This is a genomic window from Streptomyces sp. NPDC001549 (genome assembly GCF_042894025.1).
Taxonomy (GTDB): Bacteria; Actinomycetota; Actinomycetes; order Streptomycetales; family Streptomycetaceae; genus Streptomyces; species Streptomyces kutzneri.
This window is the reverse complement of the sequence record NZ_JBIAVJ010000011.1, coordinates 47957-71308: the sequence shown is the minus strand read 5'-3', so window position 1 is coordinate 71308 and position 23352 is coordinate 47957. Positions and strand designations below refer to the sequence as shown.

24 protein-coding genes are annotated in these 23352 nt (G+C 73.5%); 14 read left to right on the top strand and 10 right to left on the bottom strand.

What is annotated here, in order from left to right; translation table 11 throughout:
- Positions 1 to 7 precede the first annotated feature (7 nt).
- The gene (locus tag ACFY04_RS19635; protein ID WP_389118252.1) at positions 8 to 895 is read right to left on the bottom strand and encodes a S41 family peptidase; all 888 of its coding nucleotides are present in this window, start codon (positions 893 to 895) and stop codon (positions 8 to 10) included.
- Positions 896 to 944: 49 nt separating this feature from the next.
- Complete coding sequence (locus ACFY04_RS19630) at positions 945 to 1277, bottom strand: antibiotic biosynthesis monooxygenase family protein (protein WP_389118251.1); 333 nt, start codon at positions 1275 to 1277, stop codon at positions 945 to 947.
- A gap of 126 nt (positions 1278 to 1403) precedes the next feature.
- Here ACFY04_RS19630 and ACFY04_RS19625 point away from each other — a divergent pair, with 126 nt between their 5' ends.
- The 3 genes from ACFY04_RS19625 to ACFY04_RS19615 all read left to right on the top strand — a co-directional run bounded on the left by ACFY04_RS19625 (position 1404) and on the right by ACFY04_RS19615 (position 3350).
- A complete protein-coding gene (locus tag ACFY04_RS19625) occupies positions 1404 to 2405 on the top strand; it encodes an RNA ligase family protein (protein WP_389118249.1) in 1002 nt (333 codons plus the stop codon).
- Between the two features lie 66 nt (positions 2406 to 2471).
- The gene (locus ACFY04_RS19620) at positions 2472 to 2972 is read left to right on the top strand and encodes a hypothetical protein (RefSeq protein WP_389118248.1); all 501 of its coding nucleotides are present in this window, start codon (positions 2472 to 2474) and stop codon (positions 2970 to 2972) included.
- A gap of 138 nt (positions 2973 to 3110) precedes the next feature.
- Positions 3111 to 3350 (top strand): hypothetical protein, encoded by a 240-nt coding sequence (locus tag ACFY04_RS19615; protein ID WP_389118247.1) that lies wholly within the window; start codon positions 3111 to 3113, stop codon positions 3348 to 3350.
- A 52-nt stretch (positions 3351 to 3402) separates the two neighbouring features.
- Here the strand turns inward: ACFY04_RS19615 and ACFY04_RS19610 are convergent, their stop codons facing one another.
- The gene (locus tag ACFY04_RS19610) at positions 3403 to 4248 is read right to left on the bottom strand and encodes a hypothetical protein (RefSeq protein ID WP_389118246.1); all 846 of its coding nucleotides are present in this window, start codon (positions 4246 to 4248) and stop codon (positions 3403 to 3405) included.
- A gap of 163 nt (positions 4249 to 4411) precedes the next feature.
- Between ACFY04_RS19610 and ACFY04_RS19605 the strand changes: the two genes are divergently transcribed.
- The 3 genes from ACFY04_RS19605 to ACFY04_RS19595 all read left to right on the top strand — a co-directional run bounded on the left by ACFY04_RS19605 (position 4412) and on the right by ACFY04_RS19595 (position 7041).
- On the top strand, positions 4412 to 5068 hold the full coding sequence (locus ACFY04_RS19605; RefSeq protein ID WP_389118245.1) for a DUF4232 domain-containing protein: 657 nt from the start codon (positions 4412 to 4414) through the stop codon (positions 5066 to 5068).
- Between the two features lie 179 nt (positions 5069 to 5247).
- Positions 5248 to 5598, top strand: coding sequence for a hypothetical protein (locus ACFY04_RS19600; RefSeq protein WP_389118243.1), 351 nt, complete (start codon positions 5248 to 5250; stop codon positions 5596 to 5598).
- A gap of 75 nt (positions 5599 to 5673) precedes the next feature.
- Positions 5674 to 7041: a pyridoxal phosphate-dependent decarboxylase family protein gene (locus tag ACFY04_RS19595; RefSeq protein ID WP_389118242.1), complete on the top strand. Its 1368-nt coding sequence runs from the start codon at positions 5674 to 5676 to the stop codon at positions 7039 to 7041.
- Between the two features lie 208 nt (positions 7042 to 7249).
- On the opposite strand, the gene ACFY04_RS19590 is transcribed toward ACFY04_RS19595, so the two are convergent.
- From ACFY04_RS19590 to ACFY04_RS19565, 6 genes are all read right to left on the bottom strand, one after another.
- A complete protein-coding gene (locus tag ACFY04_RS19590) occupies positions 7250 to 7981 on the bottom strand; it encodes a hypothetical protein (RefSeq protein ID WP_389118241.1) in 732 nt (243 codons plus the stop codon).
- A gap of 118 nt (positions 7982 to 8099) precedes the next feature.
- Positions 8100 to 9458, bottom strand: a complete 1359-nt coding sequence (locus ACFY04_RS19585) for a cytochrome P450 (protein ID WP_389118501.1) — start codon at positions 9456 to 9458, stop codon at positions 8100 to 8102.
- 116 nt (positions 9459 to 9574) lie between these two features.
- On the bottom strand, positions 9575 to 11662 hold the full coding sequence (locus tag ACFY04_RS19580) for a SpoIIE family protein phosphatase (protein ID WP_389118240.1): 2088 nt from the start codon (positions 11660 to 11662) through the stop codon (positions 9575 to 9577).
- 157 nt (positions 11663 to 11819) lie between these two features.
- The gene (locus ACFY04_RS19575) at positions 11820 to 13196 is read right to left on the bottom strand and encodes an LCP family protein (protein ID WP_389118238.1); all 1377 of its coding nucleotides are present in this window, start codon (positions 13194 to 13196) and stop codon (positions 11820 to 11822) included.
- Between the two features lie 152 nt (positions 13197 to 13348).
- Positions 13349 to 13780 (bottom strand): VOC family protein, encoded by a 432-nt coding sequence (locus tag ACFY04_RS19570; RefSeq protein ID WP_389118236.1) that lies wholly within the window; start codon positions 13778 to 13780, stop codon positions 13349 to 13351.
- A 140-nt stretch (positions 13781 to 13920) separates the two neighbouring features.
- A complete protein-coding gene (locus tag ACFY04_RS19565) occupies positions 13921 to 15009 on the bottom strand; it encodes a DUF5954 family protein (RefSeq protein WP_389118235.1) in 1089 nt (362 codons plus the stop codon).
- Positions 15010 to 15274: 265 nt separating this feature from the next.
- On the opposite strand from ACFY04_RS19565, the gene ACFY04_RS19560 reads away from it, so the two are divergent.
- The 3 genes from ACFY04_RS19560 (at position 15275) to ACFY04_RS19550 (ending at position 17584) form a co-directional block, all read left to right on the top strand.
- On the top strand, positions 15275 to 15862 hold the full coding sequence (locus tag ACFY04_RS19560) for a hypothetical protein (protein ID WP_389118234.1): 588 nt from the start codon (positions 15275 to 15277) through the stop codon (positions 15860 to 15862).
- Between the two features lie 236 nt (positions 15863 to 16098).
- Positions 16099 to 16893 carry an N-acyl homoserine lactonase family protein gene (locus tag ACFY04_RS19555; protein WP_389118233.1) on the top strand — a complete coding sequence of 265 codons (795 nt, stop codon included), beginning with the start codon at positions 16099 to 16101 and terminating at the stop codon, positions 16891 to 16893.
- Between the two features lie 337 nt (positions 16894 to 17230).
- Positions 17231 to 17584, top strand: coding sequence for a hypothetical protein (locus tag ACFY04_RS19550; RefSeq protein ID WP_389118232.1), 354 nt, complete (start codon positions 17231 to 17233; stop codon positions 17582 to 17584).
- Between the two features lie 19 nt (positions 17585 to 17603).
- Here the strand turns inward: ACFY04_RS19550 and ACFY04_RS19545 are convergent, their stop codons facing one another.
- Positions 17604 to 17804, bottom strand: coding sequence for a TetR family transcriptional regulator C-terminal domain-containing protein (locus ACFY04_RS19545; protein ID WP_389118231.1), 201 nt, complete (start codon positions 17802 to 17804; stop codon positions 17604 to 17606).
- Between the two features lie 3 nt (positions 17805 to 17807).
- Between ACFY04_RS19545 and ACFY04_RS19540 the strand changes: the two genes are divergently transcribed.
- The 5 genes from ACFY04_RS19540 (at position 17808) to ACFY04_RS19520 (ending at position 23277) form a co-directional block, all read left to right on the top strand.
- On the top strand, positions 17808 to 18365 hold the full coding sequence (locus ACFY04_RS19540) for an ABC transporter permease (RefSeq protein ID WP_389118230.1): 558 nt from the start codon (positions 17808 to 17810) through the stop codon (positions 18363 to 18365).
- Positions 18362 to 19198 carry an ABC transporter permease gene (locus tag ACFY04_RS19535; RefSeq protein ID WP_389118229.1) on the top strand — a complete coding sequence of 279 codons (837 nt, stop codon included), beginning with the start codon at positions 18362 to 18364 and terminating at the stop codon, positions 19196 to 19198. Before ACFY04_RS19540 ends, ACFY04_RS19535 begins: the two co-directional genes overlap by 4 nt.
- Before the next feature lie 110 nt (positions 19199 to 19308).
- Positions 19309 to 20418: an ABC transporter ATP-binding protein gene (locus tag ACFY04_RS19530; protein ID WP_389118499.1), complete on the top strand. Its 1110-nt coding sequence runs from the start codon at positions 19309 to 19311 to the stop codon at positions 20416 to 20418.
- A gap of 131 nt (positions 20419 to 20549) precedes the next feature.
- Positions 20550 to 21866 carry a flavin monoamine oxidase family protein gene (locus ACFY04_RS19525; RefSeq protein ID WP_389118227.1) on the top strand — a complete coding sequence of 439 codons (1317 nt, stop codon included), beginning with the start codon at positions 20550 to 20552 and terminating at the stop codon, positions 21864 to 21866.
- A 55-nt stretch (positions 21867 to 21921) separates the two neighbouring features.
- A complete protein-coding gene (locus tag ACFY04_RS19520) occupies positions 21922 to 23277 on the top strand; it encodes an aminobutyraldehyde dehydrogenase (RefSeq protein WP_389118497.1) in 1356 nt (451 codons plus the stop codon).
- Positions 23278 to 23352: the final 75 nt, after the last annotated feature.

The following is a 23352-nucleotide window of genomic DNA, read 5'->3' as shown; positions in this document are numbered from 1 at the left end:
GCCCGGGTCAGACGGCCGGCCGAAGGGCCTTCAGTGCCGTCTCGAGCGCCTGCTCCGCCGGAACCCGGACGTCGGGAACGACTCCCACGCCCTCCCAGTTGCCGCCCGTGACGGTGTTGATCGTCCGCGCGGTCGGCACCGTCACGAGCACGTGCTCGGCGACCGCGTGCCGGGCCGTCGGATGGGCGCCGCCCCGGGTCGTGGCACCGACCAGAACGGCCCGCCCCCGCGCCTGCAGGGTGTACGCCACGTCCTCGCCGCCGGAGAAGGTGAACTCGCTCGTGAGGACGTGGACCGGCCGGTCCGGATAACGCGGAGCCGGAAGATGCCCGACCGTCCAGTACTGGCGGGTCGTGTCCGAGGTCCGGTCGTAGATGTCGTTCAGGTGCACCTGGTCGTCGGGGAAGAAGTAGCTGCACCACATCGCGGCACCTTCCGGGGCCCCGCCGCGGCAGCCGCGCAGGTCCAGCACGAGGGCGGAGCTGTGCGCGACCAGCTGCATGGCCGCGCCGATCGCGCTCGCGCCCTCGGTGGCGCTCGCGATCCACCGGATCTCGATGAGCCCGATGTTCCCCTCCAGCCGCTCGACGCGCTGGATCCCCTGGTTCTCCGCCCGGAGCAGCGCCAGGAACGCGGCCTCCCCGCCGTCCTCGTCCACCGGGTCCAGCGACTGCGGCTCGTCCGTCCACAGCAGACGCAGGTGCTTGTCCGGGCAGACCTCCTGGAGGTCTGCCGTCACCGCCTCGCAGAGCGCCGGCCCGTCCAGGCCCTCGTACGCGCCCGCCGCGAGACGGCCCCGTATCGCGGCCTCGATGACAACGGCCTTGTCAGGGAACACATAACCCGCACCGATCCGGTCCAGGGCACGTTCGACGATCTCTTCGTTCATAGGCATGAGGCGTCATGCTAGAGCGCCAACACCCCGGCGACCAAAGGCTTTCGCCTCAGTCGGCGCGCGGTTCGGGCGCCGGGCCCACGCCACCGGCGGGTTCCGCGAGCATGTCGTCGACGATCTGCATCCGGATCTCCGGCAGCCGCTCCGCGATCGCCTCCACCATCAACGCGACCCCCTGCGGGTCGGCCGCCGAACAGCGTTCCCGCGTCGCCTCGTCGGGCCAGCGGGCATACGCCACCCACGTACCGTCGTCCGCCCGGTGCAGCCGGGACCCGTAGCTGCCGCACCGCGCGTGGATGGCGGCCGTCACCCGGTGCCAGCCGTCGGTGAACTGCTGCTCCATGCCCGGCCGGAGCCGCCACCGGTAGATCACGGCGAACACGACTGGTTTCCTCCCGAATCAGGATGTGGATCTTCATGGCCACCCTAAGGGCTGTCCCGTGGAGCCCGCCGGGCAGGCGGAGAACAAACCCGGGATCTTCGCGGACGCCCCCGCTACCATCGTCCGGTGCACCCCGAACCCCGCCCCTGGACCCCCTATCCGAAGATCCCCGCCAACACCCGGCTGGGAGAGGCCCGCGGGCGGAACTGGGTCGCCCACGAGAAGATCCACGGCGCCAACTTCGCCGTCGTGTGCGACGCGTCGGGCGCGCACCCCGCCAAGCGGCGCGAACTGCTCGCGGACGGCGGGCTGGACGACTTCTTCGGCGTCGGCCGGATCTGGCCCGCGCTGGCGGTCGCCGCGACCCGCTGCGCGCAGAGCCTGCGCGAGGACAGCGGAGCCCCGGCCTCCGCGGTCGTCACCGTCTACGGCGAACTCGCCGGCGGCCGCTACCCCCACCCCGACGTACCCGCCACGCCGGGGGCGGAGCCCGTCCAGACCGGCGTCTGGTACGCGCCCGAACTCCTCTGGCTCCCCTTCGACGCCACAGTCACCGACGACGACGGCCCGCGCTGGGTCGGGGACCGGACGCTGCGCGCGGCGGCCGCCGGGGCCGGGCTGATCTGCGTCCCGCTGCTCGCCGAAGGCCCGCTCGGGCGCCTCCAGGAACTGCCGGCGGTCTTCCCCACCCGGCTGCCCGGACTGCTGGGCCTGCCCGCGCTGCCCGACAACCTCGCCGAGGGCCTCGTCGTCAAACCCGCCGACGGATCCCGCGAACCCGGCCGCCCCATGGCCAAGTTCAAGCAGCCCGCCTTCGCCGAGGACGAGCGGTTCGACGGCTCGCGCCCCTACCAGGCGCCGGCCGAAGGCGCGGCAGGAGTCCCCGGCTGGCTGCTCGCCCACGGCACCTGCCTGCTCACCCCGGCCAGGGCCGCGTCGGCCGTCAGCAAGCTCGGACCCCGTACCCCGCCGGCAGACCTGGCCACCGAGATCGCCCGCGACGCCACCGAGGAGGTGGCGCAGGCGCTGGGCGGCCTGGACGGGACGACGTACCGCGCACTGGAGGAATGCCTGCACGCCGGAGCCCTGACCCTGGCCCGCTTCGACGCCGCCGACCGCCGCGCCTGACACCACCGGCGCGGGGGCGGCCCGCCGGATTCCTCCGGCGCCAACGGCACTGTGCATACTGCTGCCATGAAGTCCCCGACCGGCGCGCGCATCCACTTGATGATCACCTTCGTCCTGGTGACGTGCGGTGCGGTCGCCGGAGCCTGCCTCGGTCTGCTCCTGTCCGGGCGGCTGATGGCCGTGGTCTTCGCGGCCGTGGCCGGTCTCGGCGCCGGGCTGGGATCGTTCTTCTCCCGCCGGCAGGTCCTCGCCCTCTTCGAGCCCGACCACGAGGCCGTCCCGGCCGACGGCTACGCCGAGGGCCTCGCCGACGCCGCACTCGTCTGCATCGCGACCTACCAGGCCGCCGTCTTTCCGCTCACCCCCGACGGGGTGAGCGAGGCCGAGCGGCAGGCCCGCCGCACGATGGCCTACCGCATCTCCGCCTACGAGGGCCTGCCGTACCCGGTACGGACCTCGGCGGCCGCCGCCCTCGAAGCCATCGACCACGGCGCGGACCCGGGAAGGGCGGAGACCGCGATGAAGGCGCTCTGCCTCACCATCTACGACAACCGCCGCGGCCGCTGACCGCGGCACGCACCGCGGCCGTCCGGTGCGTTCACCTCATTGTGTGATCGGCTGGTCGGCAACGGTTGGGCCTCGGTCCGGCCGCCGGCAGTGGCCTGATGCGGATCATGGCGTTGTCCGGTTATGGAATCTGACGGGATGCTGTTCGCTCGGGCGCCGCTCGACGGTGTCGTCTGGCTCGACACGCTGGTCCACGATCCGGCCTGCCGGTCGTGTCCGCGCCTGCGGGGGCCGGGAGAGGAATCGGAGGACGCCGATGCCGACGACGAAGCCGATGACGACGGGATCCCGGTGCTGTCGGGCCGGGCCCGGAACTGGATGGTGGCCGCGTCCGCGGTCACCGTCGTCTCGGCCGTCCTGACCGTCGTGGCGAACTGACGGCCTGCCCGGCCCGCCCGGTCTGCCCCGCGGTGCCAGGGTCCGCGCGCGCTCATCCGCCCTGGTGGAGGGTGAGCGTCCAGGTCCGGTAGGTGTGCTTGCCGGGCCGGTCGGGTTGTTGTTCGGTGATGGTCACGGTGACTTCGTCCCCGGTGCGGTGGAGCGCGCCGTGGTGACGCCACGCCTCCCCGGGGTCGATGGCCTGCAGCTCGGCGAGGACCGTGTCCTCCAGCCGGCGGCCGACGGCGCGCAGCACTCCGGCGTCGAGCACCAGGAGGGTGCCGTCCGGGAGGACCAGCGGCTCCGGGGCCTGGGGGTCGGTGAGCGACGGTCCGCGTTCGACGGTGCCACCGGGCAGCAGCCGGACCACCCGGCTGCTGGTGGGGATGTTGCGGTCGGTCTCGACGACGCGGATGCCGGTTCCGACGACGTAGTGGCCGTAGCTGCGCCAGGAGTCGTACAGGGTGCCGTCACGGTCGTACGCCCAGGTGTCGAAGGCGTCGTAGCCCTCCAGGCCGAGTACGAACCGGCCGCCGCCCAGGGCCGCGCCGCGCGCGCCGCGCAGTTCGGCGATCCGGCTGCCGTCCGCCAGGTCGAGCAGCAGGGCCGGGCCGCGGTTGCCCCACGGCGTGTACGCGAGGGAGTCCGTCGTGACCAGGACCCGCCCGCCCGAGATGTGGGCGGCGTTGGGGATGCCGGAACAGAGCGCCGTCCAGCGGGTACGGCCCGAGTCGTCGACGCAGCTGATCTTCCCGGCGGTCCCGTGGATCCGCAGATCCTGCCGCCGGGCGAGCGGCCGGCCCTCGGGACGGGACGGACCGCCCGGCGGCAGACCGGCCTTGCGCCCCCGCACCGTGACCCGCCACGTGCCGGCCCGGCCGTTCTCCGATATCCCCATGGAGCCCGATGCTAGGGGCTGCGCGGACCGGACCCGCCCTCCGCAACCGTGGTCGATCCGACGACACACCGTCACCAAGCTGTGAAGCTTCTGCGGGACGCTGGTGCTCCCAGCACGGCCCAGCCCGGCGCGTTCCGCGCATTCCCCAGGGGGGACCACCATCATGAGCACCGTACGCAAGGCCGCCATCGCCCTCGCCGCCGTATCCGCACTGGCCCTGACGGCCTGTGGACCCACCGAGGACGGGGCGGCGGGCGGGTCCGGGACGCCGAGCGCGAGCCCGACCGCGAGCCCCAGCGGGGGCGGGACCGCCGGACCGAGCGCGACTCCGTCGAAGTCCGCGGCGCCGAAGACGACCGCGACCCCGTCGAAGCCCCCGAAGCCGGGCTCGACCGACCCCGACTTCGACGTGTTCCCGTGCAGCACGTTCGACGTGACCTTCACCGCGACCCTGGCCGAGCCCACGACCAGCAGCTACCTGCTGAAGATCACCAACAAGGGCACCAAGGCGTGCAGGGCGCTCGGGCACCCGATCGTCACCTTCGGCGACCTGGACGGCCAGGCCACGGAGCGGGGCGCGGCCCCCGGCATCGAGGACGCGCTCCGGCTGGAACCGGGCCAGTCGGCCTACGCCGGGCTCATGGGCGGCGCCAACGACGGCAAGGGCAAGACCGTCAACTCGATCGCGCTGACCATGAACACCGAGTCCGACCTGAAGCAGACACCGCTGAAGGCGTCGACCCCCGGCCTGTACGTCTCGCCCGACAAGAACTCCGTGACCGCCTGGATGAACAACGCGGAGGACGCCCTGAGCCTCTAGTGCTGTCCGGACAGGTTGGTGACGGGGCTGGCGGGCTCTTGGCCGGCTCCCGGGTCCGGGGTGACGGTCCCGGCACGTTCGCGTTCATCCGGTCGGCCGAGCAGCGGAGGCCGGTCGCGCCCCGCCGGGTCAGGCTGTGGACAAGGACCGTCACCACCGCACAGACGAGGACCGAGCCCATGTCCCACAGCCGACGTATCAGCACCATCGTGGGCGTCGCAGCACTGCTGCTGACGGCCAGCGCCTGCTCGGGCCTGGGCCGGAGCACCGTCGGCATGCTGACCTTCCGCGGACACGACTCGCCGGTCGAGCTGAGCTACTCCAACACGCTGGTCGTCGGCTGCCACAAGATCGGCATCCCGAAGGGGGCCACGCACGTCGAGAACAACACCCTCGTCGACATCGTCCTGTACCGGACGCCGGACTGCCAGCAGACCGACAAGGCCGACGGGATCTACGTGGCCACCACCCTCTCGAACGTCACGGCCCCCGTGAGCCTGCCCTGGCGCAGCTTCAGCGTCATCCACTGACCCCGCGCCCTCCTGCCCACCTGCCCGTCGGCCCGCCGCTTGCGGGCAGGCGGGGCCTGCCCCATAGTCCGAGGTATGGACGAGCGCGAGGCGGCGCTCCGACAGGCGCACGGTCATGCCGTCCGCTGGCTGGCCAGCCTGTCCGACCGCCCGGTTCCCGCCCGCGCCACGGTCGACGAGATCGTGCGCGCGCTCGGCGCCGAGCTGCCCGACGCGCCGAGCACGCCCGCAGATGTCGTCGACCTGCTCGCCACGGCCTGCGAGCCGGGGCTCACCGCCTTCCCCAGCGGCCGCTTCTACGGGTTCGTGGTCGGCGGCACCGAGCCGGCCGCGCTCGCGGCGGACTGGCTGGTCAGCGCCTGGGACCAGAACTGCGTGATGCGCGCGGTCTCGCCCGCGTACACGGCGGCGGAGGAGATCGCCGGCGCCTGGCTGCTCGACCTGCTCGGCCTCCCGCCCGACAGCGCCGTCGGCTTCACCACCGGCGCCACCATGGCGAACTTCACCTGCCTCGCCGCCGGACGCGACGCGGTGCTGCGGCGCACCGGCTGGAACGTGGCCCACGACGGACTCGCCGGCGGGCCGCCCGTACGCGTGGTCGCGGGCCGGGACCGCCACATGGCCATCGACCTGGCCCTGCGCTACCTCGGCCTCGGCCGGCCCGAGCTCGTCGACGCGGACGAGCAAGGACGCATCGACCCCGGGGCCCTGCGCCGCACCCTCGCGGCCCGCGGTCCCGGCCCCACCCTCGTGGTCCTCCAGGCCGGCGACATCCACTCCGGCGCCTTCGACCCCTTCGCGGAGGCGGTCCGTGCCGCGCGCGAGGCCGACGCATGGGTGCACGTGGACGGCGCCTTCGGCCTGTGGGCGGCCGTCTCCCCGGCCCACGCCCACCTCACCGACGGCTGCGCGCAGGCGGACTCCTGGGCCACGGACGCCCACAAGACCCTGAACGTCCCCTACGACTGCGGCCTCGCCATCGTCCGCGACCCCTCCGCCCTCCGGTCGGCGATGGGCCAGCGCGGCGACTACCTCATCCAGCACGAACACGGCGACCCCGTCGACAAGGTCCCCGAACTCTCCCGCCGCGGACGCGCCTTCACCGTATGGGCCGTCCTCAGATCCCTCGGCCGCCAGGGGGTGGCCGACCTCGTCGACCGGCTGTGCCGGCACGCCCGCGCCTTCGCCACCGGTATCGCCGCCATCGACGGCGCGACCGTCCTCAACGACGTGGTCTTCACCCAGGTCTGCGCCGAGTTCGGCGACGACGAACGCACCGACCGGGTACTGGCCCGCCTCCTCGACGAGGGCGAGGCCTGGATCAGCGGCTCCACCTGGCACGGCCGCCGCGTCATGCGCATCTCGGTGAGCAACTGGTCGACGACCGACGAGGACGTCTCACGCACCCTCGACGCGATCCGCCGCGCCTCCGACGGCACATGAGGACAAGTCAAGCTCCTCGCCGCCGCCGGTCGCGATGTCGTGTGCGACGTTGAAGTCCGGGCCGTGCTCCGCGCGCATGCCCTCGTACCACTTCGTGGTGCGTGCACCCGCGTACGTGACCATCCCCGGCGAGACACCCAGCCGGAAGCCCCCGAGGAGCGGTTCGCCCTCCGGTGTGCGGGGGAGGAGGTCCAGCAGCGATGGGCCGTCAGAGGTTCACCCTGATGCCGACCACGTGGGACGCGCGGCGTTCGGCGTCGCTCGGCGACCGCGACCAGGAGTGCGGCTCCTCCATCAGCACCTGGTCCGGAGTGCGCCGGTGGGAAGGCGGGTGGAGGCCCGCGAGCACGGGGTGCCCGTCCGGGGCCTCGCACGGCGCGCAGTCCACCGCATCAGTGAGCGCCGCGGGATTGGGGGCGGACACCCAGGCCCCGGTCCGCTTGTCCCTCACCGCACGCGTCGGCGGGCGCAGCGCGGTCATCAGCGACAGCCCCGTGGCTCCCGGAGAGCCGTGGGGGGTGATGACGCGCTCGGCGTAGGTGCCGAGCACGCGGGCGGCTTCGGCGGGCGGGAGCTGCGCGGTCGCGCCCCAGTGGCGGGGGTCGAGCGCGCCCCAGGGCAGTACGCACAGCTGGACGCACTGCCGTCGGCCGCCCGTGGCGGGGCGGTACAGCCGGGCCCAGGGACCGAATCCGAGCCGGGTCGGCTGCCAGCCCGCCCGCCGGAGCCGTACGAGGACCTCGTGACCGTCCGGAAGGGACCACCGGGAGCCGCCGCCCGGACTCCGCGGGAGGCCGAACCGTTCGGCGGCGGCCGGGGTGAGGGCGAGCAGCGGTTCGGCATCCCTGCCGTGGCGGTTCAGCCGCGGCGCGCCGAGCCCCGCCCGGGTCAGCGTCCATTCCAGGAGTTCGTCGAGCGTCGTCGCGGGGGAGTGCAGCACGCGGCCGCCCGCGCAGTACGCACGTACCGTGCCGTCCTCGGCATCGACGACGGCCAGCGGCCCCCGCTTCCCAGTACGTCCAACTGCCCTGCCGGAAAAGGCAGGAGCCGCCCCCACCCTATCCGCGCGGATCTTGGGTGACACGCCGTTCGGTCCCGCCGCCGGTGAGGGTGACGGGCGTCGGGCCGTCGGGGCGGACGGTGATGCTGTACGCCGCCCCGGTGGGGACGGACTGGAAGTCCGGGACGTGGGCGGGCAGCAGGAGTTCGAGGAGGGCGACCGACTCCCGCAGGGCGAACTGCTGGCCCAGGCAGGCACGGGGGCCGATGCCGAACGGCAGGTAGGCGCCGGGCCGGGTGGGACGGCCGCCGGGAACGGTGAAGCGCCGGGGGTCGAAGTGCTCCGGCTCCGGCCACAGTCCCGGATCCCGGTGGGTGAGGTAGGGACAGACCAGCACATCCGTGCCCGCCTCGACGCGGTAGCCCGCCAGGACGTCGTCCTCGGCGGCGTGCCGGGGCAGGATCCACGCGGAGGGGTAGAGCCGGAGCGTCTCGCTGACCAGTGCCTGGATGGCCTCGCGCCGCTCCGCCGAGCCCTCGCGACCGGCCGCGAGGGCCTGCCCACGGGCCGCGGGGTGGCGGTCGAGGAGCAGGTACAGCCAGGTCAGCGTGGTCGCGGTGGTCTCGTGCCCGGCCACCAGCAGGGTCACGAGCTCGTCCCGCACCAGCCGGTCGGTGTATTCGGGGCGCTCCGCCGAGGCGTCGACCAGCACCTGGAGCAGCCCCGGACCGTCGGGTCCCGGGGCGCCGTCCCGGGCCGCGGCCACCGCCCGCCGGGCGACCTCGTCGATCCTGGCCAGGTCGCCGGCGACGGCGTCCCGGGCGTCCATCTGGTCGGCGGGCAGGCTCGGCAGCGCGGCCACCACGGTGGCCACGGCGGTCAGTTCGTGCGCCGTCGTGTCGTCGAGCGGGTGCCCGGTGAGCGCCCGCCAGATGGTGTCCAGGGCGAAGCGGCGCATTTCCTCGCCGAGGTCGAAGGTCCGCCCGGTGCGCGCGTGGCCGGCCCACCGTCCGGCCGTGGCCCGGGCCGCCCCGGCGATCCGCTCCTCGTAGCGGCGCATCCCCTTCCCGGTGAACTGCGCCTGCAGCAGCTTCCGTTGGCGCTTCCAGGCCTCGCCGGTCGCCGCGAGCACCCCGTCGCCGATGAGCAGGCGGGCACGGTGGGAGCGCTTGACGTACAGGTCGGGGTGCAGGGCGAGCACGTGCTGCACGGCCTCGGGCCCGGTGACCAGGACGGTGGGCCGCGGCCCCAGACGGAACGCGGCGACACCGCCGAGCCGTTCCCGTACCTGCGCCAACAGGTCGACCAGTTCGCCCTGGTGGGCGCGCCACCGCTCCACACGGCCGGCGTCTGCCTCGGGGAGCGGTCGCCCCGTCCCGGACCGCTGCGCGGCGGGCGGCCCGCCCCTGGAGTCGATGGCCACGGCTCTTCTCCTGTCCGGCTGTCGGGACGGTGCCCGAGGGTACGTCGGCATCACGGACTGTACGGGGAGAGGCGCGTGCGGTGACAGTGGCGGAGGGCCGATGGCCCGATTCACACGGGTGGTGGGTGGGCGGGCACGCCGATGCGGGCCGCGAGGAGGGCGATGTCGTCGTCGGCGGAGGCGGGCACCAGGTGGGCGATGAGGGAGTCGCAGAGGTGGTCGAGCGACTGCTCGGGCGCGGCGAGCAGACCGGTGAGCTCGGCCAGGCGTTCGTCGATGTCACGGCTGCGCGCCTCGATGAGGCCGTCGGTGTAGAGGACCAGGGTGCTGCCGGGCGCAAGGGCGATGTCGGTGGTGGTGAAGGAGATGCCGCCGACTCCCAGCGGGACGCCCGGCGGGGTCTTGACGAGGTAGACGGTGCCGTCGGGCTGGACCACGGCCGGCGGCGGATGTCCGGCGCGCGTGACCGTGCAATGGCCCGTGGTGGGGTCGCAGACCACGTAGAGGAAGGTCGCGAGCATCGGGTCGGACAGGTCGGCGAGGGTGGCTTCGAGCTGGTGCAGCAGGGCTGTGGGAGGCATGTCGAGACGGCCGAGGGCGCGGACGGTCGCGGAGAGCCGTCCCATCACGGCGGCGGCCGCGATGCCATGGCCCATGACGTCGCCGATGAGGAGCGCGGCCCGGCCTCCGCTGAGGGGCAGGACGTCGTACCAGTCACCGCCCACCTCGTTGACGTCGCTGGCCGGCAGGTAGCGGTGGGCGATCTCGATACCGGCCGGCGGGGTGACGTGCTGGGGGAGCATGCTGCGCTGGAGGACGACCGCGGTCTCGTGCTCGTGGTGGTAGAGGCGCGCGTTGTCGATGCTGATGGCGGCGCGGGCCGACAGCTCACCGGCGAGGGTGACGTCGTCGGACCCGAAGGGGCCGGTGTGACCGGTGCGGTAGAAGGTGGCGACGCCGAGGACCATGTCGCGGGCGATGAGCGGGGTCATCATGAACGAGTGCACGCCCAGCTCCAGGAGTTGGGCAGGCTTGGTGGAGTGCCGGGCCGCGGAGGCGACGGTCCGGTCGTCGAGCTGGGCGATCAGGAACGGCTGACGGGCCGCGAGTGCCTGGGTGTAGGGGGCGGTCGCGGGGAAGATGAGGGTCCGGCCCAGGGGCGCCAGGGTCTGCGTGACGGCGGAACCGGTCAGCGGCGCCTTGCCCAGACGGCGCAGGGCGACGCCCCCGGCCAGCCCCGTGCCGGGCTCGACACCGCGGGCGAGGGAATCCAGGACATCGACCGTGACGGCGCTCGCGAGGTGCGGGACGGCGAGGTCGGCGAGCTCCTGCGCCGTGCGCTCCAGGTCGAGGCTGGCGCCGATACGGGAACTCGCCTCGCTGAGCAGGGCGAGGCGGCGGCGGCCCGCCTCGACCTCGGTGTGGTCACGCTGCTGCAGGGTGATGTCGAGGAGCGAGGCGATCACGCCGATCGGCCGGCCGCCGGGATCCTCGACGCGCACGTACGAGCACGACCACACGTGGTCGTGGTCCGGGTCGGCGGGGGTCCGGCCGGTACGGCGCCGGTCGAGGACCGGCTCTCCCGTGTCCAGGACCTCGCGCATCGCCTCCTCCATCTCGGCGGCGTTCACCTCGGGCAGCAACTCGGCCAGCCGCCGCCCCACATGGGCGGACTCCGCGAGGCCGTTCATCGCTTCGAGGGCCGGGTTGACCTGGAGGAACCGCAGCTGCGTGTCGAGGACCCCGATCCCGACCGGCGAGCGGGCGAACAGCCCGTCCCAGACGGCCGAGGACCCGCGGATACGGCGGGCCGCGTGGGCGTCCGCGGCGAAGACCAGCACGGCCGAGGCTCCGTGATGGCGGTCCGGGACCGGGCAGGCCCAGATCTCCAGCTCCAGCGGGTGACCCTTGCGGTGCCAGGCGGTGACCGTACCCATGACCCCGCGCCCGGTGGCGGCCGTCTCCCACAAGGACCGGCCCAGGCTGCGATCGGCTCCCGGGTGGAGGAGATCGGAGATGTGCCGCCCCAGTACCTCGGGCGGGGCGTAGCCGAGGAGCTGCTGGGCGCCGTGGTTCCAGCGCACGATCATTCCCTCGTTGCTGGTGGCCACGAGCGCGACCGGCAGGGTGCCCAGCCATCCTCCGGCATCCTGGGCGGCGCTGCTGATCAGGTCGTCGAGCGGCATCTCCTCATGCATCCTGCACCCGCTCCTCCGGGGCGGCCCCGGCCTCGCGCTGCGGCGGCCCCACCGGGGCGGCGTGCGCCACCGCCGACCCGGCGCCGCGGCCGCGCCACGGTCCGCTCCTGCGGCCACTCACCTGGTGCAACCTGCGACTGCGCGTGGTCCACATCTCTCATCGTCGCCCGGATGGCTCCACGGCGCTCCCCGGCCGCGCGGCCCCGGCCGCCGCATGTGCTTCGGCGCAGCGGAGGCGGTCGGCGGTCACGGGGGCGCCGTCGGCGACGTTGCGGTCGTAGGTGACGCTCTTGACCTGGACGGGCCGTGCGCCGACGGTGACTTCGACGACCGCGTCGAGATCCGGGTCCGCCTGCAGGCGGGAGCCGGGCAGGGCGGCCGCCACGGTCGCCGCGTTGTCCTCCTGGCCGGTGGCGTACCGGATGAGCGGGGGTCCGGACGGGCGTACCGCCGGTGCGTTCGCCGAGGTGTCGGTGACGACGAACCCGTTGCCGCGCAGGGCGGCGGCGACCTCGGCGTCGTCCACGCGGACGGCGATCCGGGCGGGGTCGGCCGGGGCCGGGTTCTCCGCGACGGGCTGGATCCGGGTGTCGCCCGTGATCGGGCGGTCCGCGCCGAGCGCGGCCCAGAGTGCGGCGGAGCGGGCCTCGTCCCACACCAGGGTGGAACCCACTCCGGGTACGCGGTGGTCGAAGAGCCGGATGGGGACGGTCGCGAACTCCGTCCGGTCCGCCCGGAGGCGACCGAGCGCCCAGCCGATGCGCACCAGGTCGTCCAGGCCCGTCCCTTCGTCGGTGCGTACGGTCTTCAGCAGGGTGCGCACGGTCCGCGCCGTGCTGATGGGGCCGGCCAGGGCGCCCTCCGCGGTGAGCCGGGCCAGCAGGTCGTTGACCACGCGCTGCTGGCGGCGGACCCGGCCGAGGTCGCCGGGCCGGAGGTCGACGTGCCGGGCCCGGACGTAGCGCAGTGCTCGGTTCCCGTCGGCGAGGTGGCGGCCGGCGCCGATGTCGAGTCCGGAGTTCTCGTCCTTGAGCGGCCTGTCCGTGCACACGGTGGCGCCGCCGAGGTTGTCCACCGTCTGCTCGAAGCCCGTGAAACCGGTCTCCAGGTAGTGGTCGATGTGGAGACCGGTGGCCTTCTCGACGGTGGCCACGGTGAGCGGGCCGCCGCCGAGCGCGTACGCACCGTTGATCTTCCCGCTGCGGGCCGGGGCGGTGGCGGTGGCGCCCGCGTACTCGACGTAGGAGTCGCGCGGGATGGAGACGATGCTCGCGCGCCGCCGGTTCCGGGACAGGTGGACGAGCATCATCACGTCGGTGCAGTTGCACCCCTTGCCGCCCACGTGCAGGCGCCGCTTCTCGGCCGCGGAGAGCCCGGCGCGGCTGTCGATGCCGAAGACCAGGATGTTGGTGCCCCGGCCGCCGCCACCGCCACCGCCCGCCGATTCACTCGCGGCCGAGACGGCCTGGGAACCCGCGAACGAACCGCAGGAGAGGGCGGTCAGCAGGGTCAGGGCGACAGCGATACGACGCAAGGCACATCCCCGAAATAGAACGGACCGGCTGAAATCGGGAATGTACTGGTCCTACGGGCGAGCGGCCGGGCTGGACGCGCCGGGATTCCTCCCCGCAGGGGGCGGGCTTGGTACATCTGCCCGCCGTCGCGGCGAAGCCGGCGCCAGCCCGGTCAGCGCTCGGACAGCTCCGAGGGGGCTTCCTGGACCACCCAGCTGTTCCCGTCGGGGTCGTCGAAGGTCATGAAGGAGTTCCAGACGCCGCCCTTGCCCTCCTCCCAGCCCGATGCGCCGAGGTTCCGCACGGGCGAGACGTCCACGCCCCGGGCCACCAGCTCCTCGCGGGCGGCTTCGATGTCCGTGACGCACAGCTGAAGACCGTGCAGGGTGCCGGGCGCCATGGTCCGGCCGCCGGGCGCCCCGGGCATCCCCTGGAGCATGGCGATGGAGCACCGGGAACCGGGCGGGGTCATCTGGATGATGCGCACCCCCGGGGCGACCTCGTCGTCGAGGTCGACGCCGAAGCCGACCTGGTCGGCGTAGAAACTCTTCGCGCGATCCATGTCGGTGACAGGGACGGGGACGACTTCGAGCGTCCAGTTCATGGTGTCTCCCTCGGGGCATCGGCGGGTCGTACAGCGGGGCGGGCGGGTCCACCGTTCCCCATGAGGTCCGGTGGCGCACGTCGAAACGCCCGGCGGGCGCCGACTTCTGCGGGAAGGGCGGGGCGGACGTGTGCCGCGGGTCAGTCGTCGGGCAGGACGCGGCCGTCCTCGTCGAGCGAGAGGTGGATCCGTGCGGGCTCCTGGCTGTTGACGTCGGACGGCCGCGGGCCCTCCGGCCCGTCGGGCCCCCAGCGCAGCAGCCGGCGGGTACGGACGATCTGGTACACGGCGCCCTGGAATTCGAGCCGGTCGACGCGTCCGGCCCGGAGCGTGTCGGCGGCGCCTGCGTACGCCGCCAGCTTCGCGGCCCGCAGGTCCGCGGACTCCCCGCCGCCCGCGGCCGTACACGTACGGGCGTCCGTACGCGGGTCGGCGTCGTGGGGGATGTGACCGCGCATCCGCGGCCACATCCACGTCAGCGCGAAGTCCAGCGACTTGCGGGCGGCGTGCGGAGTCGCGTGCGGGCCGCTGACCGGCCGCCAGCCGTCCGTGGTCCGCTCCACGACGCTGAAGGTCGGCGGCATCAGCAGAACGTCCGGGTGGGTGTCCAGGGCCCGCCGCGAGTCGGCGCGCACCTCCTCGGGGAACCGCTCGCCCGTGTAGCACAGGCCGCGCAGCGCCAGCTGCTCGAATGCCTGGGTCGGGGTGACCGGCGCGTCCGGATCCACGACCAGACCGTCATCGATCTCGGGCTCCCGGACGGCCCGGTCCCAGTCGCGGACGAGGGGCTCCGGATCCGTCGGGCGCGGCGTCTCCATACCGCCCGGGCCCGAGGCCGCGTACTCCTCGGCGCGCACCACCCGGTACCGGGTGCCGGACACGACGAGTTCGTCGACCCGCTCGCTCTCCAGCCGGGCGACCGCCGCCAGCAGCTCGCGCCGCTCCGCCCGGTCCTGCGCCTCGTCCTTCGCGTGGAACCACAGCCGCGAGTTCAGCCCGTCGCGCGCCTGCTGCGGGCAGCCGGCCGTCACTTCGAGCACCACCCGCCACCGCGGCCCGTCCCCGGCGGACTGCGCCGCCACCCCGAACAGCGGGCCGCGCACCACCACATCGCCCGCCCGCGCCACGGCGTCGAGCGCGTCGGCTTCCACTGCGGCTTCCACCGGTTCCACCGGCACCCGCACCACTACCGGCCGCGACCCGCGCGGCCTCATGTCCCCACGGTCCATGGCCCCATCCTGCCGACCGGTGCCGGGTACCGCCCCCGATTCGCCGATTCCCCGGCCCCGGGGGACCCGGGGGCGGTACCGTCCGCGCACCCCTGGCATCTCCCGGGCACACCCCTGACATTCGTCACTGTCCGTCCCGCCGGACGCGCGCGAGCCTGAAGGAGGGGAAGGAACGGGCGACGACGGGCAGGGGGCGGCCATGACGGGGACGGGACCGACGACGGGACCGACGGCGGGACCGACGGCGGGACCGACGGCGGGGGCCGTGACACCACGGCCGACCCGGGCCGGGATCGTACGGATATGGGCCCGGTCGCTGACGGCGGTGGTGCTGCGGCGTCCGCCGGCACCGGGGCCGCGGCACTCGGCCGGGACGCGGCAGGTGGTGCTGGTCCTGGCGGCGACGGAGATCGTGGTGGCCTTCCTGCTCTCCTCGATGCTGCCGCCCGCGGTCCGGCCGGTGCACGCGGCACTGGAGCTCCTGCTGGTCCTGGGCGGGCTGGGCCTGGTGGCCGCGCTGGTCCGGCATCCGCACGAGGTGGACGAGGAGCGGGTGGTCCTGCGGACCGCCTTCCTCGGCGACGTGACCCTGCCGCGCTCGGCGGTGCGCTCCACCTCCCCGGTGGTACGCACCGTTCCCGGCCGCGGCCCGAGGCCCGTGCCCGGCGAACCGGGCGCGGTGGCCTGCTCGGTGGAGAGCGCGCTGAACGCGGCCGTGCACCTGGACCCGCCCGTACTCCTCGACCTGGGTCCGGCCGGGCGAGTGGAGGCCGCGACCGTGTACGTCTGCGTGGACTCGCCGCCCGACCTCGCGGCGGCCCTCCGACGCGTGGTCCCGCCGCACGGGCGCTAGGCCGTCTCTTCGGATCTTGCCGGGCCCGGCCCGCCCGGCACGGCACCTCATCCCCCAGACTCCGTCCGGGGGACCCCCAGGTTGCCGGGGCACTCGGGTGCGTCCGGTGCACGAGCGCCCCTCCGCCTTGCGAGGCACCGCACCGGACGACCCGGGCTCATCCGGCAAGATCCGAAGAGACGGCCTAGCCTGGACAGGGGGAATCCGCCCGCCGGCACGTGGGGAGGGAGGTCCCCGTGGTGACCCCGAGACTGCGCGTGACCACACTCGACGCGGGACCCTTCACCATGGCGAAGAGCGACCTCCTGTACGGGGCGAGCGGCACGGTCACCGTGCCCTCGACGGTCGCCGTCATCGAACACTCCACCCACGGACCGATCCTCTTCGACACGGGCGTCAACCACCGCGTCGCGGACCCGGAGACGGCCGAGGCCCACTGGGGTCCGGGCCTGCGGGCGGCGTACGGCGCCGAGGGGTTCACCCGGGCACACGCCGTCGACGCCCAGCTGGAGCGCCTCGGCTACCGGCTCGCCGACGTCAGGTACGTCCTCTACTCCCACCTGCACCTCGACCACGCCGGAGGGATGACCTACTTTCCGCACGCCGTGCACGTGGCCCAGCACGACGAACTGCGCCACGCCTGGTGGCCGGACCGCTGGACGGCCCGCGGCTACGCCTTCGAGGACTACGCGGGCGGCCGCAACTACGACTTCCTCGAACTGAGCGGTGACACCGACCTGTTCCGGGACGGCACGCTCACCCTCGTGCGCACCGCCGGCCACACCCCCGGCCACCAGGGACTCATTCTCGACCTCGACCACCACGGGCGGATCGCGCTCATGGGAGACGCGGCGCACCTCCAGCAGGGGCTGGACCACAACGTGCCCATGCTCGGCGACTGGAACACCGAGGAGAAGATGCTGACCTACGGACGCCTGCGCGCCCTGTCCCGGTCCGGCATCCGGGTCTTCCTCTCCCACGACCCGGAACACTTCGCCGCCCTGCCGCACGACGGAGAGTTCTGGGACTGAGAACCCCCGGCAGGCCGCCGGAGAGCCCCCGGCAGGGCCGCGCGCCACCCCACCGGGCGCTGTCCCCCGAGGGGGTCCGGTGGGGCGGGATCATGCAGCGAGGCAGCCCGCCTCAACCCTTGAATGGGAATGCTCCGACTGTAGGGGGAGCCACTGACAATGCCCGGAAGGCCAGACTCGAACTCGAACGTACATCCGATGAACGGCCTGGTCCGGCGGGCTCGGAATGCCGCCCCCGCCCGTCCGGCGCACTCTGGGGATATGCGGGACCGCACCGAAACCGTCCCGCTCCCGGCGCCGCCCTCCGGCGGCCCCGAAGCGTGGGGAGGCAGGACATATGGCCAAGTCCGACGAACCGAAGGGCTGGGGGCCGCTTCCGGATCCGCCCCCGGAACTGTTCTACGCGCCCCCGGGCGAGCCCCTCGACGACGCGCGGCGCACCGCGATCCTCGACTGGACGGTGAACCAGTACGTCGCCCTCGGATGGCGCGTCGAATCGCGCTCCCCGACCCAGGCGGTGCTGGTGCGCGGCGGGAACGTCAACCACCTCCTGCACGCGATCCTGACCATCGTCACCTGCCTGCTGTGGGGCGTCGTATGGATCGTGCTGGCCCTGGGGAACAAGACGGAGCGCGTCGCCCTCACCGTCGACCAGACCGGCCAGGTGCAGACCGTGCACGGTCCGGGCTGACCCGGACCGGCCGGCCCGGTCACACGTCCGGGAACTCCGGGGCGATGCCGAGCGTGGGGGCGATGGCCCGCCAGATCGTCGACCGGGCCACCGCGAGGTCCACCCGGGGATCGTCGAGCATCAGCCGGATACCGAGGCCGTCGCACAGGGCCAGCACCAGGGTGCCGAGCGCGGCGACGTCGCACTCGGCGAACTCCCCCGAGCGGACACCCCGTTCCACGGCATGCTGATCGCCGCGATCGTCGTCCCGTTCTTCGCCAACTACCTGGTCCGGATGTACGGCTGGTCCGTCGTCCTCTCCGACGACGGCCCGCTCCTGAAGGCCCTGCGCGCGATCGGTCTCGCCGACGACGGCACCAAGATCCTCCAGACCGGTGCGGGAGTGATCGCCGGACTCGTCTACGGCTTCGTCGTCTTCATGATCATCCCGCTGTACGCGGCGATGGAACGCATGGACACCTCGCTCATCGAGGCCGGCCGCGACCTCTACGGCGGCCCCCTGCGGACCTTCCTCTTCGTCACCGTCCCGGCCACCCGGCAGGGAGCGGCCGCAGGCTGCGTCCTCGTCTTCCTGCCCGCCATGGGCGACTTCGTCAGCGCCCAGCTCATGGGAGGCCCCGACCAGATCATGATCGGCAACCTGATCCAGGACAAGTTCTTCCAAGGCCAGAACTGGCCCCTCGGCTCGGCCCTCACCATGCTGCTGATGGCGGTCCTGTTCCTCGGGATGCTCGGCTACCTCCGGCGCACCCGCAAGGACGAGGCGGAGGCCGCCCGATGAACACCCCGCAGCGCCGCCGGCGCGGAGCCGAGCGCCGGCCCCGCTTCGCCATCGCCGTCACCGCCCTCTTCTTCGCGCTCCTCTACCTCCCCGTCGGCGTCGTCGTCCTGTTCTCCTTCAACTCCCAGAAATCCCTCACCGTCCTCGACGGTGTCAGCCTCCGCTGGTACACGGCCCTCCTCCACGACGAGGCACTCCTCGACTCGCTCGGCATGAGCCTGCGGGTGTCCCTGGTCGCCATGGCCGGCTCGCTCGTCCTCGGGGTGGCCCTGGCCCTGGGCCTCGTACGCAGCCGCAGCCGCCTCGGCTCCTTCGCCGGCCTGATCATGCTCGTCCCGCTGATCACCCCGGAGATCGTCACCGGCGTCGCGGCGATGCTCCTCTTCAAGGGCCTCGGCATCACCCTCTCCACCACCACCGTGATGCTCGCCGAGATCACCTTCTCCATCTCCTACGTGACGGTCATCCTCCGCTCCCGCATCGCCGCCCTCAACCCGGAGGTCGAGGAGGCGGCCATGGACCTCGGGGCCACCCGCGGGCAGGCACTGCGCCTGGTGACCCTGCCCGCGCTGCTGCCCGGCATCCTCGCGTCCGCGGTGCTGATCTTTGCCCTCGTCTTCGACGACTTCGTCCTCGCCTACTTCACCACCGGCGTCGACCCGCAACCGCTGTCCGTGCGCATCTACTCGGCGATCAGGTTCGGCGTGCAGCCCACCATCAACGCCGTCGGCACCCTGATGCTGGCCGGCTCCATCGGCCTCATCGTCCTCGCTCTCGCCATCCCGCGCCTGTTCGGGCGCAGAGGCGGCCTCGACCTGCTCTCCGGGAAGTGACACCCATGCCCGCGACACCCGAGCACCCGACCCCCAACACCCAGACCGCCAAGACGCAGACCGCCAAGACCCGTACCCCCATGACCCGTACCCCCATGACCCGTACCCCCATGACCCGTACCCCCATGACCCCGACGCCCGTCCACCCGACCCCCGCCGTCCGGCTCGACCGGGTCAGCAAGCAGTACCCCGCCGCGGGCGGCACCTACGCCGTACGCGACGTCGAACTCGACATCGCACCGGGCGAGTTCTTCTCCCTCCTCGGCCCCTCCGGCTGCGGCAAGACCAGCCTTCTGCGGATGATCGGCGGCTTCTCCGACCCCACCACGGGCAGCGTCCTCCTCGACGGCCAGGACGTCACCGGCCTGCCGCCCGACAAGCGCAACGTCAACACCGTCTTCCAGAGCTACGCCCTCTTCGACCACCTCTCGCTCGCCGACAACGTGGCCTTCGGCCTCAAGCGCAAGGGCGTCGGCCGCGCCGAGATCCGCGAACGGGTCTCCGGCATGCTCGACCTCGTCCAGCTCGGCCACCTGGCGAACCGCAAGCCGGCCACTCTCTCCGGCGGCCAGAAACAACGCGTCGCCCTCGCCCGCGCCCTCGTCAACCGGCCCCAGGTCCTGCTCCTCGACGAGCCGCTGGCCGCCCTCGACCTCAAACTGCGCCGCCACATGCAGGTCGAGCTCAAGCAGATCCAGCGCGAGGTCGGCATCACCTTCGTCTTCGTCACCCACGACCAGGACGAGGCCCTGACGATGTCGGACCGCCTCGCCGTCATGAACGAGGGCCGCGTCGAGCAGTGCGGAACGCCCGAGGACGTGTACGAGCGCCCCACCAGCAGCTTCACCGCCTCCTTCATGGGCACCTCCAACCTCGTCCCCGGCACCTACCGCTCCGGCCGGGTGGTCCTCGACGACGGCCCCGAACTGCCCGTCGGACAGCGGCCGTCCGTCCCCGAGGGCAGCAGGGTCAGCCTGTCGATCCGCCCCGAGAAGATCTGGCTGTCCGACCTGGAGCCGGACATGGCCCGCGCCACCGGGGTCGTCCGCGAGACCGTCTACTGCGGCCCGACCACCACGTACCTGATCGAACTCGCCCCCGGCGTCACGGTGTCCGTACTGGAGCAGAACACCGTCCGCTCCCGCAGGGAGGACCGCTGGAGCGGCGGCGAGCGCGTCGAGATCGGCTGGAAGCCCGAACACTGCCTCGTCCTGGACTGAAGCGGAACCCGCCCCGGAGCCGGCCCGAACCCGCCCCGGAGCCGGCCCGAACCCGCCCCGGAGCCGGCCCGAACCCGCCCCGGAGCCGGCCCGAACCCGCCCCGGCTCCGTCCGACCGAAGGAACACCCTCATGAACCACGACGTCATCGTGCTCGGCGCCGGCCTGGCCGGCCTCGCCGCAGCGCGCGACCTCGCCGCCGGCGGAGCCGACGTCCTCGTCGTCGAGGCCCGCGACCGGGTCGGCGGACGCGTCGAACAGACCGAACTCCCCGACGGCCGGCTGGTCCAGCTCGGCGGAGAGGTCGTCGGCCGCGCCCACACCGCCTACCTGGCCCTCGCCGCGGAACTCGGCCTCACCCTGGTCCCCAGCTATGTCGCCGAGCCCGGCGCCCTCACCCGTGCCACGCCCGAAGGGGTCTCCGCGGGCGATCCGCCCCACTGGTTCGGCCCCGGCGACGACGCCTGCCACCGGAAGGTCACCGCCGCCTTCTGCGCACTCGCCCAGGCCGTGGACCCGGCCGACCCCTGGTCCCACCCCGGCGCGACGGCCCTCGACCGGTCCTCCGTCGGCGACTGGCTGCGCGCCCAGGGAGCGACACCGGCAGTCGTCCGCCTCTGGGAGATCGGCCAACTCGCCCTCGCCGACGGCTCGTACGAGCGTACGTCCCTGCTCGCCGCCCTGCGCAAGCACGCCGCCGTCCCCGGCCCGGACGCCTACGACTACGAGGCATGGGAGGGCCTGCGGGTCGCCGAGGGCTCCGCCACGGTGGCCCTGCGCATGGCCGGGGCCCTCGGCGGACGCATCCGCACCAGCGCGCCCGTCGAGGCCGTCACGGTCCGCCCGGCCGGCCCGTGCTCCGTCCGGCTGGCCGGCGGCGAGACCCTCACCGCCGGCGCCGTCGTCAGCGCCCTGCCCGTCGGCCCGCTCCGCCGGATTGCCGTCACCGGCGTCTCCGACGAGCGGCTCGCCTCCCTGCACCGCCAGCGCCAGGCCCTCGCCGCGAAGTTCGTCGCCGCGTACGACCGGCCGTTCTGGCGCGCGCTCGGCCAGAACGGCCTCTCCGAATGCGAAGGGGTCCTCGGCAGCACCTGGCCGCAGAGCGACGGCATCCTCTCCGCCCTCGTACCACCCGAGAGGCTCGGCGTCCTGCTCGGCACACCCGCCCCGCTGCGCACCCGTGAACTCCTCGCCGGCATCGCCCGCCTCTATGGCGACGAGGCGTACCGGCCGCTCGCCACCTACGTCCGGATGTGGGGCACCGACCCGTGGACCCAGGGGTACGTCACCCAGTGGACCCCCGGCGACGTGATGGCCGTCGGCCCCCGCCACGGCACCCACGAACCACCCTTCTACGTCTGCGGATCCGACCAGTGGGTGGCCGGCTACATGGAAGGCGCCGTACGCACCGGACGCGACGCCGCAAGGGAGGCGCTGCGCCGTGGCTGACCCCGTGCTCAACCACGTGGCGGGCGCGGACCGGCCCGCCGCCTCCGGCGAGACGATGGAGCTGGTCGACCCCGCCACCGGCCGGGTGCACGGCCACGCCCCGCGCTCCGGCAGGGCCGACACGGACGCCGCCTGCGCGGCAGCCGTCGCCGCGTACGCACACTGGTCCACGACCACGCCGGCTGTACGCCAGCGCGCCCTGCTCGGCATGGCCGACGCCGTCGAGGAGCACGCGGAGGCCTTCGTGGCCGCCGAGACCGGCGACACCGGCAAACCGCCCCGGCAGTTCAGGACCGAGGAACTGCCCGCGATCGTCGACACCCTCCGGTTCTTCGCCGGGGCCGCGCGCAACCTGCCGGGCCTCGCGGCCGCCGAGTACACCGAAGGCCGTACCTCCGTACTGCGGCGCGAACCGGTCGGCGTCTGCGCCCAGATCACCCCGTGGAACTACCCGCTGATGATGGCGGTGTGGAAGATCGCCCCGGCCATCGCCGCGGGCAACACGACCGTGCTCAAGCCCGCCGACACCACCCCCTCGTCGTCGGCGCTGCTGGCCCGCGTCGCGGCCGGGCACCTGCCGCCGGGCGTGTTCAACGTGGTCTGCGGCGACCGCGACACCGGCCGCGCGCTCACCGCCCACCCCGGCGTCGCCCTCATCGCGGTCACCGGCAGCGTGCGCGCCGGCCGTCAGATCGCCGCCGCCGCGGCCGCCGACCTCAAACGGGTCCACCTGGAGCTCGGCGGCAACGCCCCGGTGCTCGTCCACGACGACGTGGACGTCGAGGCGACCGCGGCCGCCCTCGCCGCGGTCGCCTACTACAACGCGGGCCAGGACTGCACCGCGCCCACCCGGCTGCTGGTCCACCACCGGGTGCACGACGCGTTCCTCGCGGCCTTCGCGGCGGAGGCGGCCAAACTGCGTACGGGCGCCCCGGACGAGCCGGACGCCGACTTCGGCCCGCTGAACAACGCGGCCCAGCTGACGTCGGTACGGGCCCTGCTCGACCGGCTGCCGCGCCGCGCCGAGATCGTCACCGGCGGCGCCCGCCTTCCACGGCCCGGCTTCTTCCACGAACCCACCGTCATCGCGGGCGTGCACCAGGACGACGAGATCGTGCAGGAGGAGATCTTCGGCCCCGTCGTGACCGTGCAGCCCTTCGCGGACGAGGCGCAGGCCCTGTACCTGGCCAACGACGTCCGCCACGGCCTCGCCGCCAGTGTGTGGACGACGGACCACGACCGCGCCATGCGCGCGACCCGGGCCCTGCACACCGGCATCGTCTGGGTGAACACCCACGGCACCACCGTCTCCGAGATGCCCCACGGCGGGGTCAGGCACTCGGGCTACGGCAGTGACCTCTCGATGGCGGGCCTCCTGGACTACACCCAGGTCAAGCACGTCATGCTGTGAGCCCGTCCGCGCCGTCCGCGCCGTCGCGGCCGTCCGCGGCATCCGTGGGGTCCGGGGGCTCCGGGTGGGCGGCGG

Excerpts from the sequence above, each read along its gene's own strand:
- ACFY04_RS19635 (WP_389118252.1), bottom strand. The coding sequence starts at position 895 with ATGCCTATGAACGAAGAGATCGTCGAACGTGCCCTGGACCGGATCGGT.
- ACFY04_RS19620 (WP_389118248.1), top strand. The coding sequence starts at position 2,472 with ATGAAGTCCCCGACCGGCGCGCGCATCCACTTGATGATCACCTTCGTC.
- ACFY04_RS19615 (WP_389118247.1), top strand. The coding sequence starts at position 3,111 with ATGCTGTTCGCTCGGGCGCCGCTCGACGGTGTCGTCTGGCTCGACACG.
- ACFY04_RS19610 (WP_389118246.1), bottom strand. The coding sequence starts at position 4,248 with ATGGGGATATCGGAGAACGGCCGGGCCGGCACGTGGCGGGTCACGGTG.
- ACFY04_RS19605 (WP_389118245.1), top strand. The coding sequence starts at position 4,412 with ATGAGCACCGTACGCAAGGCCGCCATCGCCCTCGCCGCCGTATCCGCA.
- ACFY04_RS19600 (WP_389118243.1), top strand. The coding sequence starts at position 5,248 with ATGTCCCACAGCCGACGTATCAGCACCATCGTGGGCGTCGCAGCACTG.
- ACFY04_RS19595 (WP_389118242.1), top strand. The coding sequence starts at position 5,674 with ATGGACGAGCGCGAGGCGGCGCTCCGACAGGCGCACGGTCATGCCGTC.
- ACFY04_RS19580 (WP_389118240.1), bottom strand. The coding sequence starts at position 11,662 with ATGCATGAGGAGATGCCGCTCGACGACCTGATCAGCAGCGCCGCCCAG.
- ACFY04_RS19570 (WP_389118236.1), bottom strand. The coding sequence starts at position 13,780 with ATGAACTGGACGCTCGAAGTCGTCCCCGTCCCTGTCACCGACATGGAT.
- ACFY04_RS19565 (WP_389118235.1), bottom strand. The coding sequence starts at position 15,009 with ATGGACCGTGGGGACATGAGGCCGCGCGGGTCGCGGCCGGTAGTGGTG.
- ACFY04_RS19550 (WP_389118232.1), top strand. The coding sequence starts at position 17,231 with ATGGCCAAGTCCGACGAACCGAAGGGCTGGGGGCCGCTTCCGGATCCG.
- ACFY04_RS19540 (WP_389118230.1), top strand. The coding sequence starts at position 17,808 with ATGCTGATCGCCGCGATCGTCGTCCCGTTCTTCGCCAACTACCTGGTC.
- ACFY04_RS19535 (WP_389118229.1), top strand. The coding sequence starts at position 18,362 with ATGAACACCCCGCAGCGCCGCCGGCGCGGAGCCGAGCGCCGGCCCCGC.
- ACFY04_RS19530 (WP_389118499.1), top strand. The coding sequence starts at position 19,309 with ATGACCCGTACCCCCATGACCCCGACGCCCGTCCACCCGACCCCCGCC.
- ACFY04_RS19525 (WP_389118227.1), top strand. The coding sequence starts at position 20,550 with ATGAACCACGACGTCATCGTGCTCGGCGCCGGCCTGGCCGGCCTCGCC.
- ACFY04_RS19520 (WP_389118497.1), top strand. The coding sequence starts at position 21,922 with ATGGAGCTGGTCGACCCCGCCACCGGCCGGGTGCACGGCCACGCCCCG.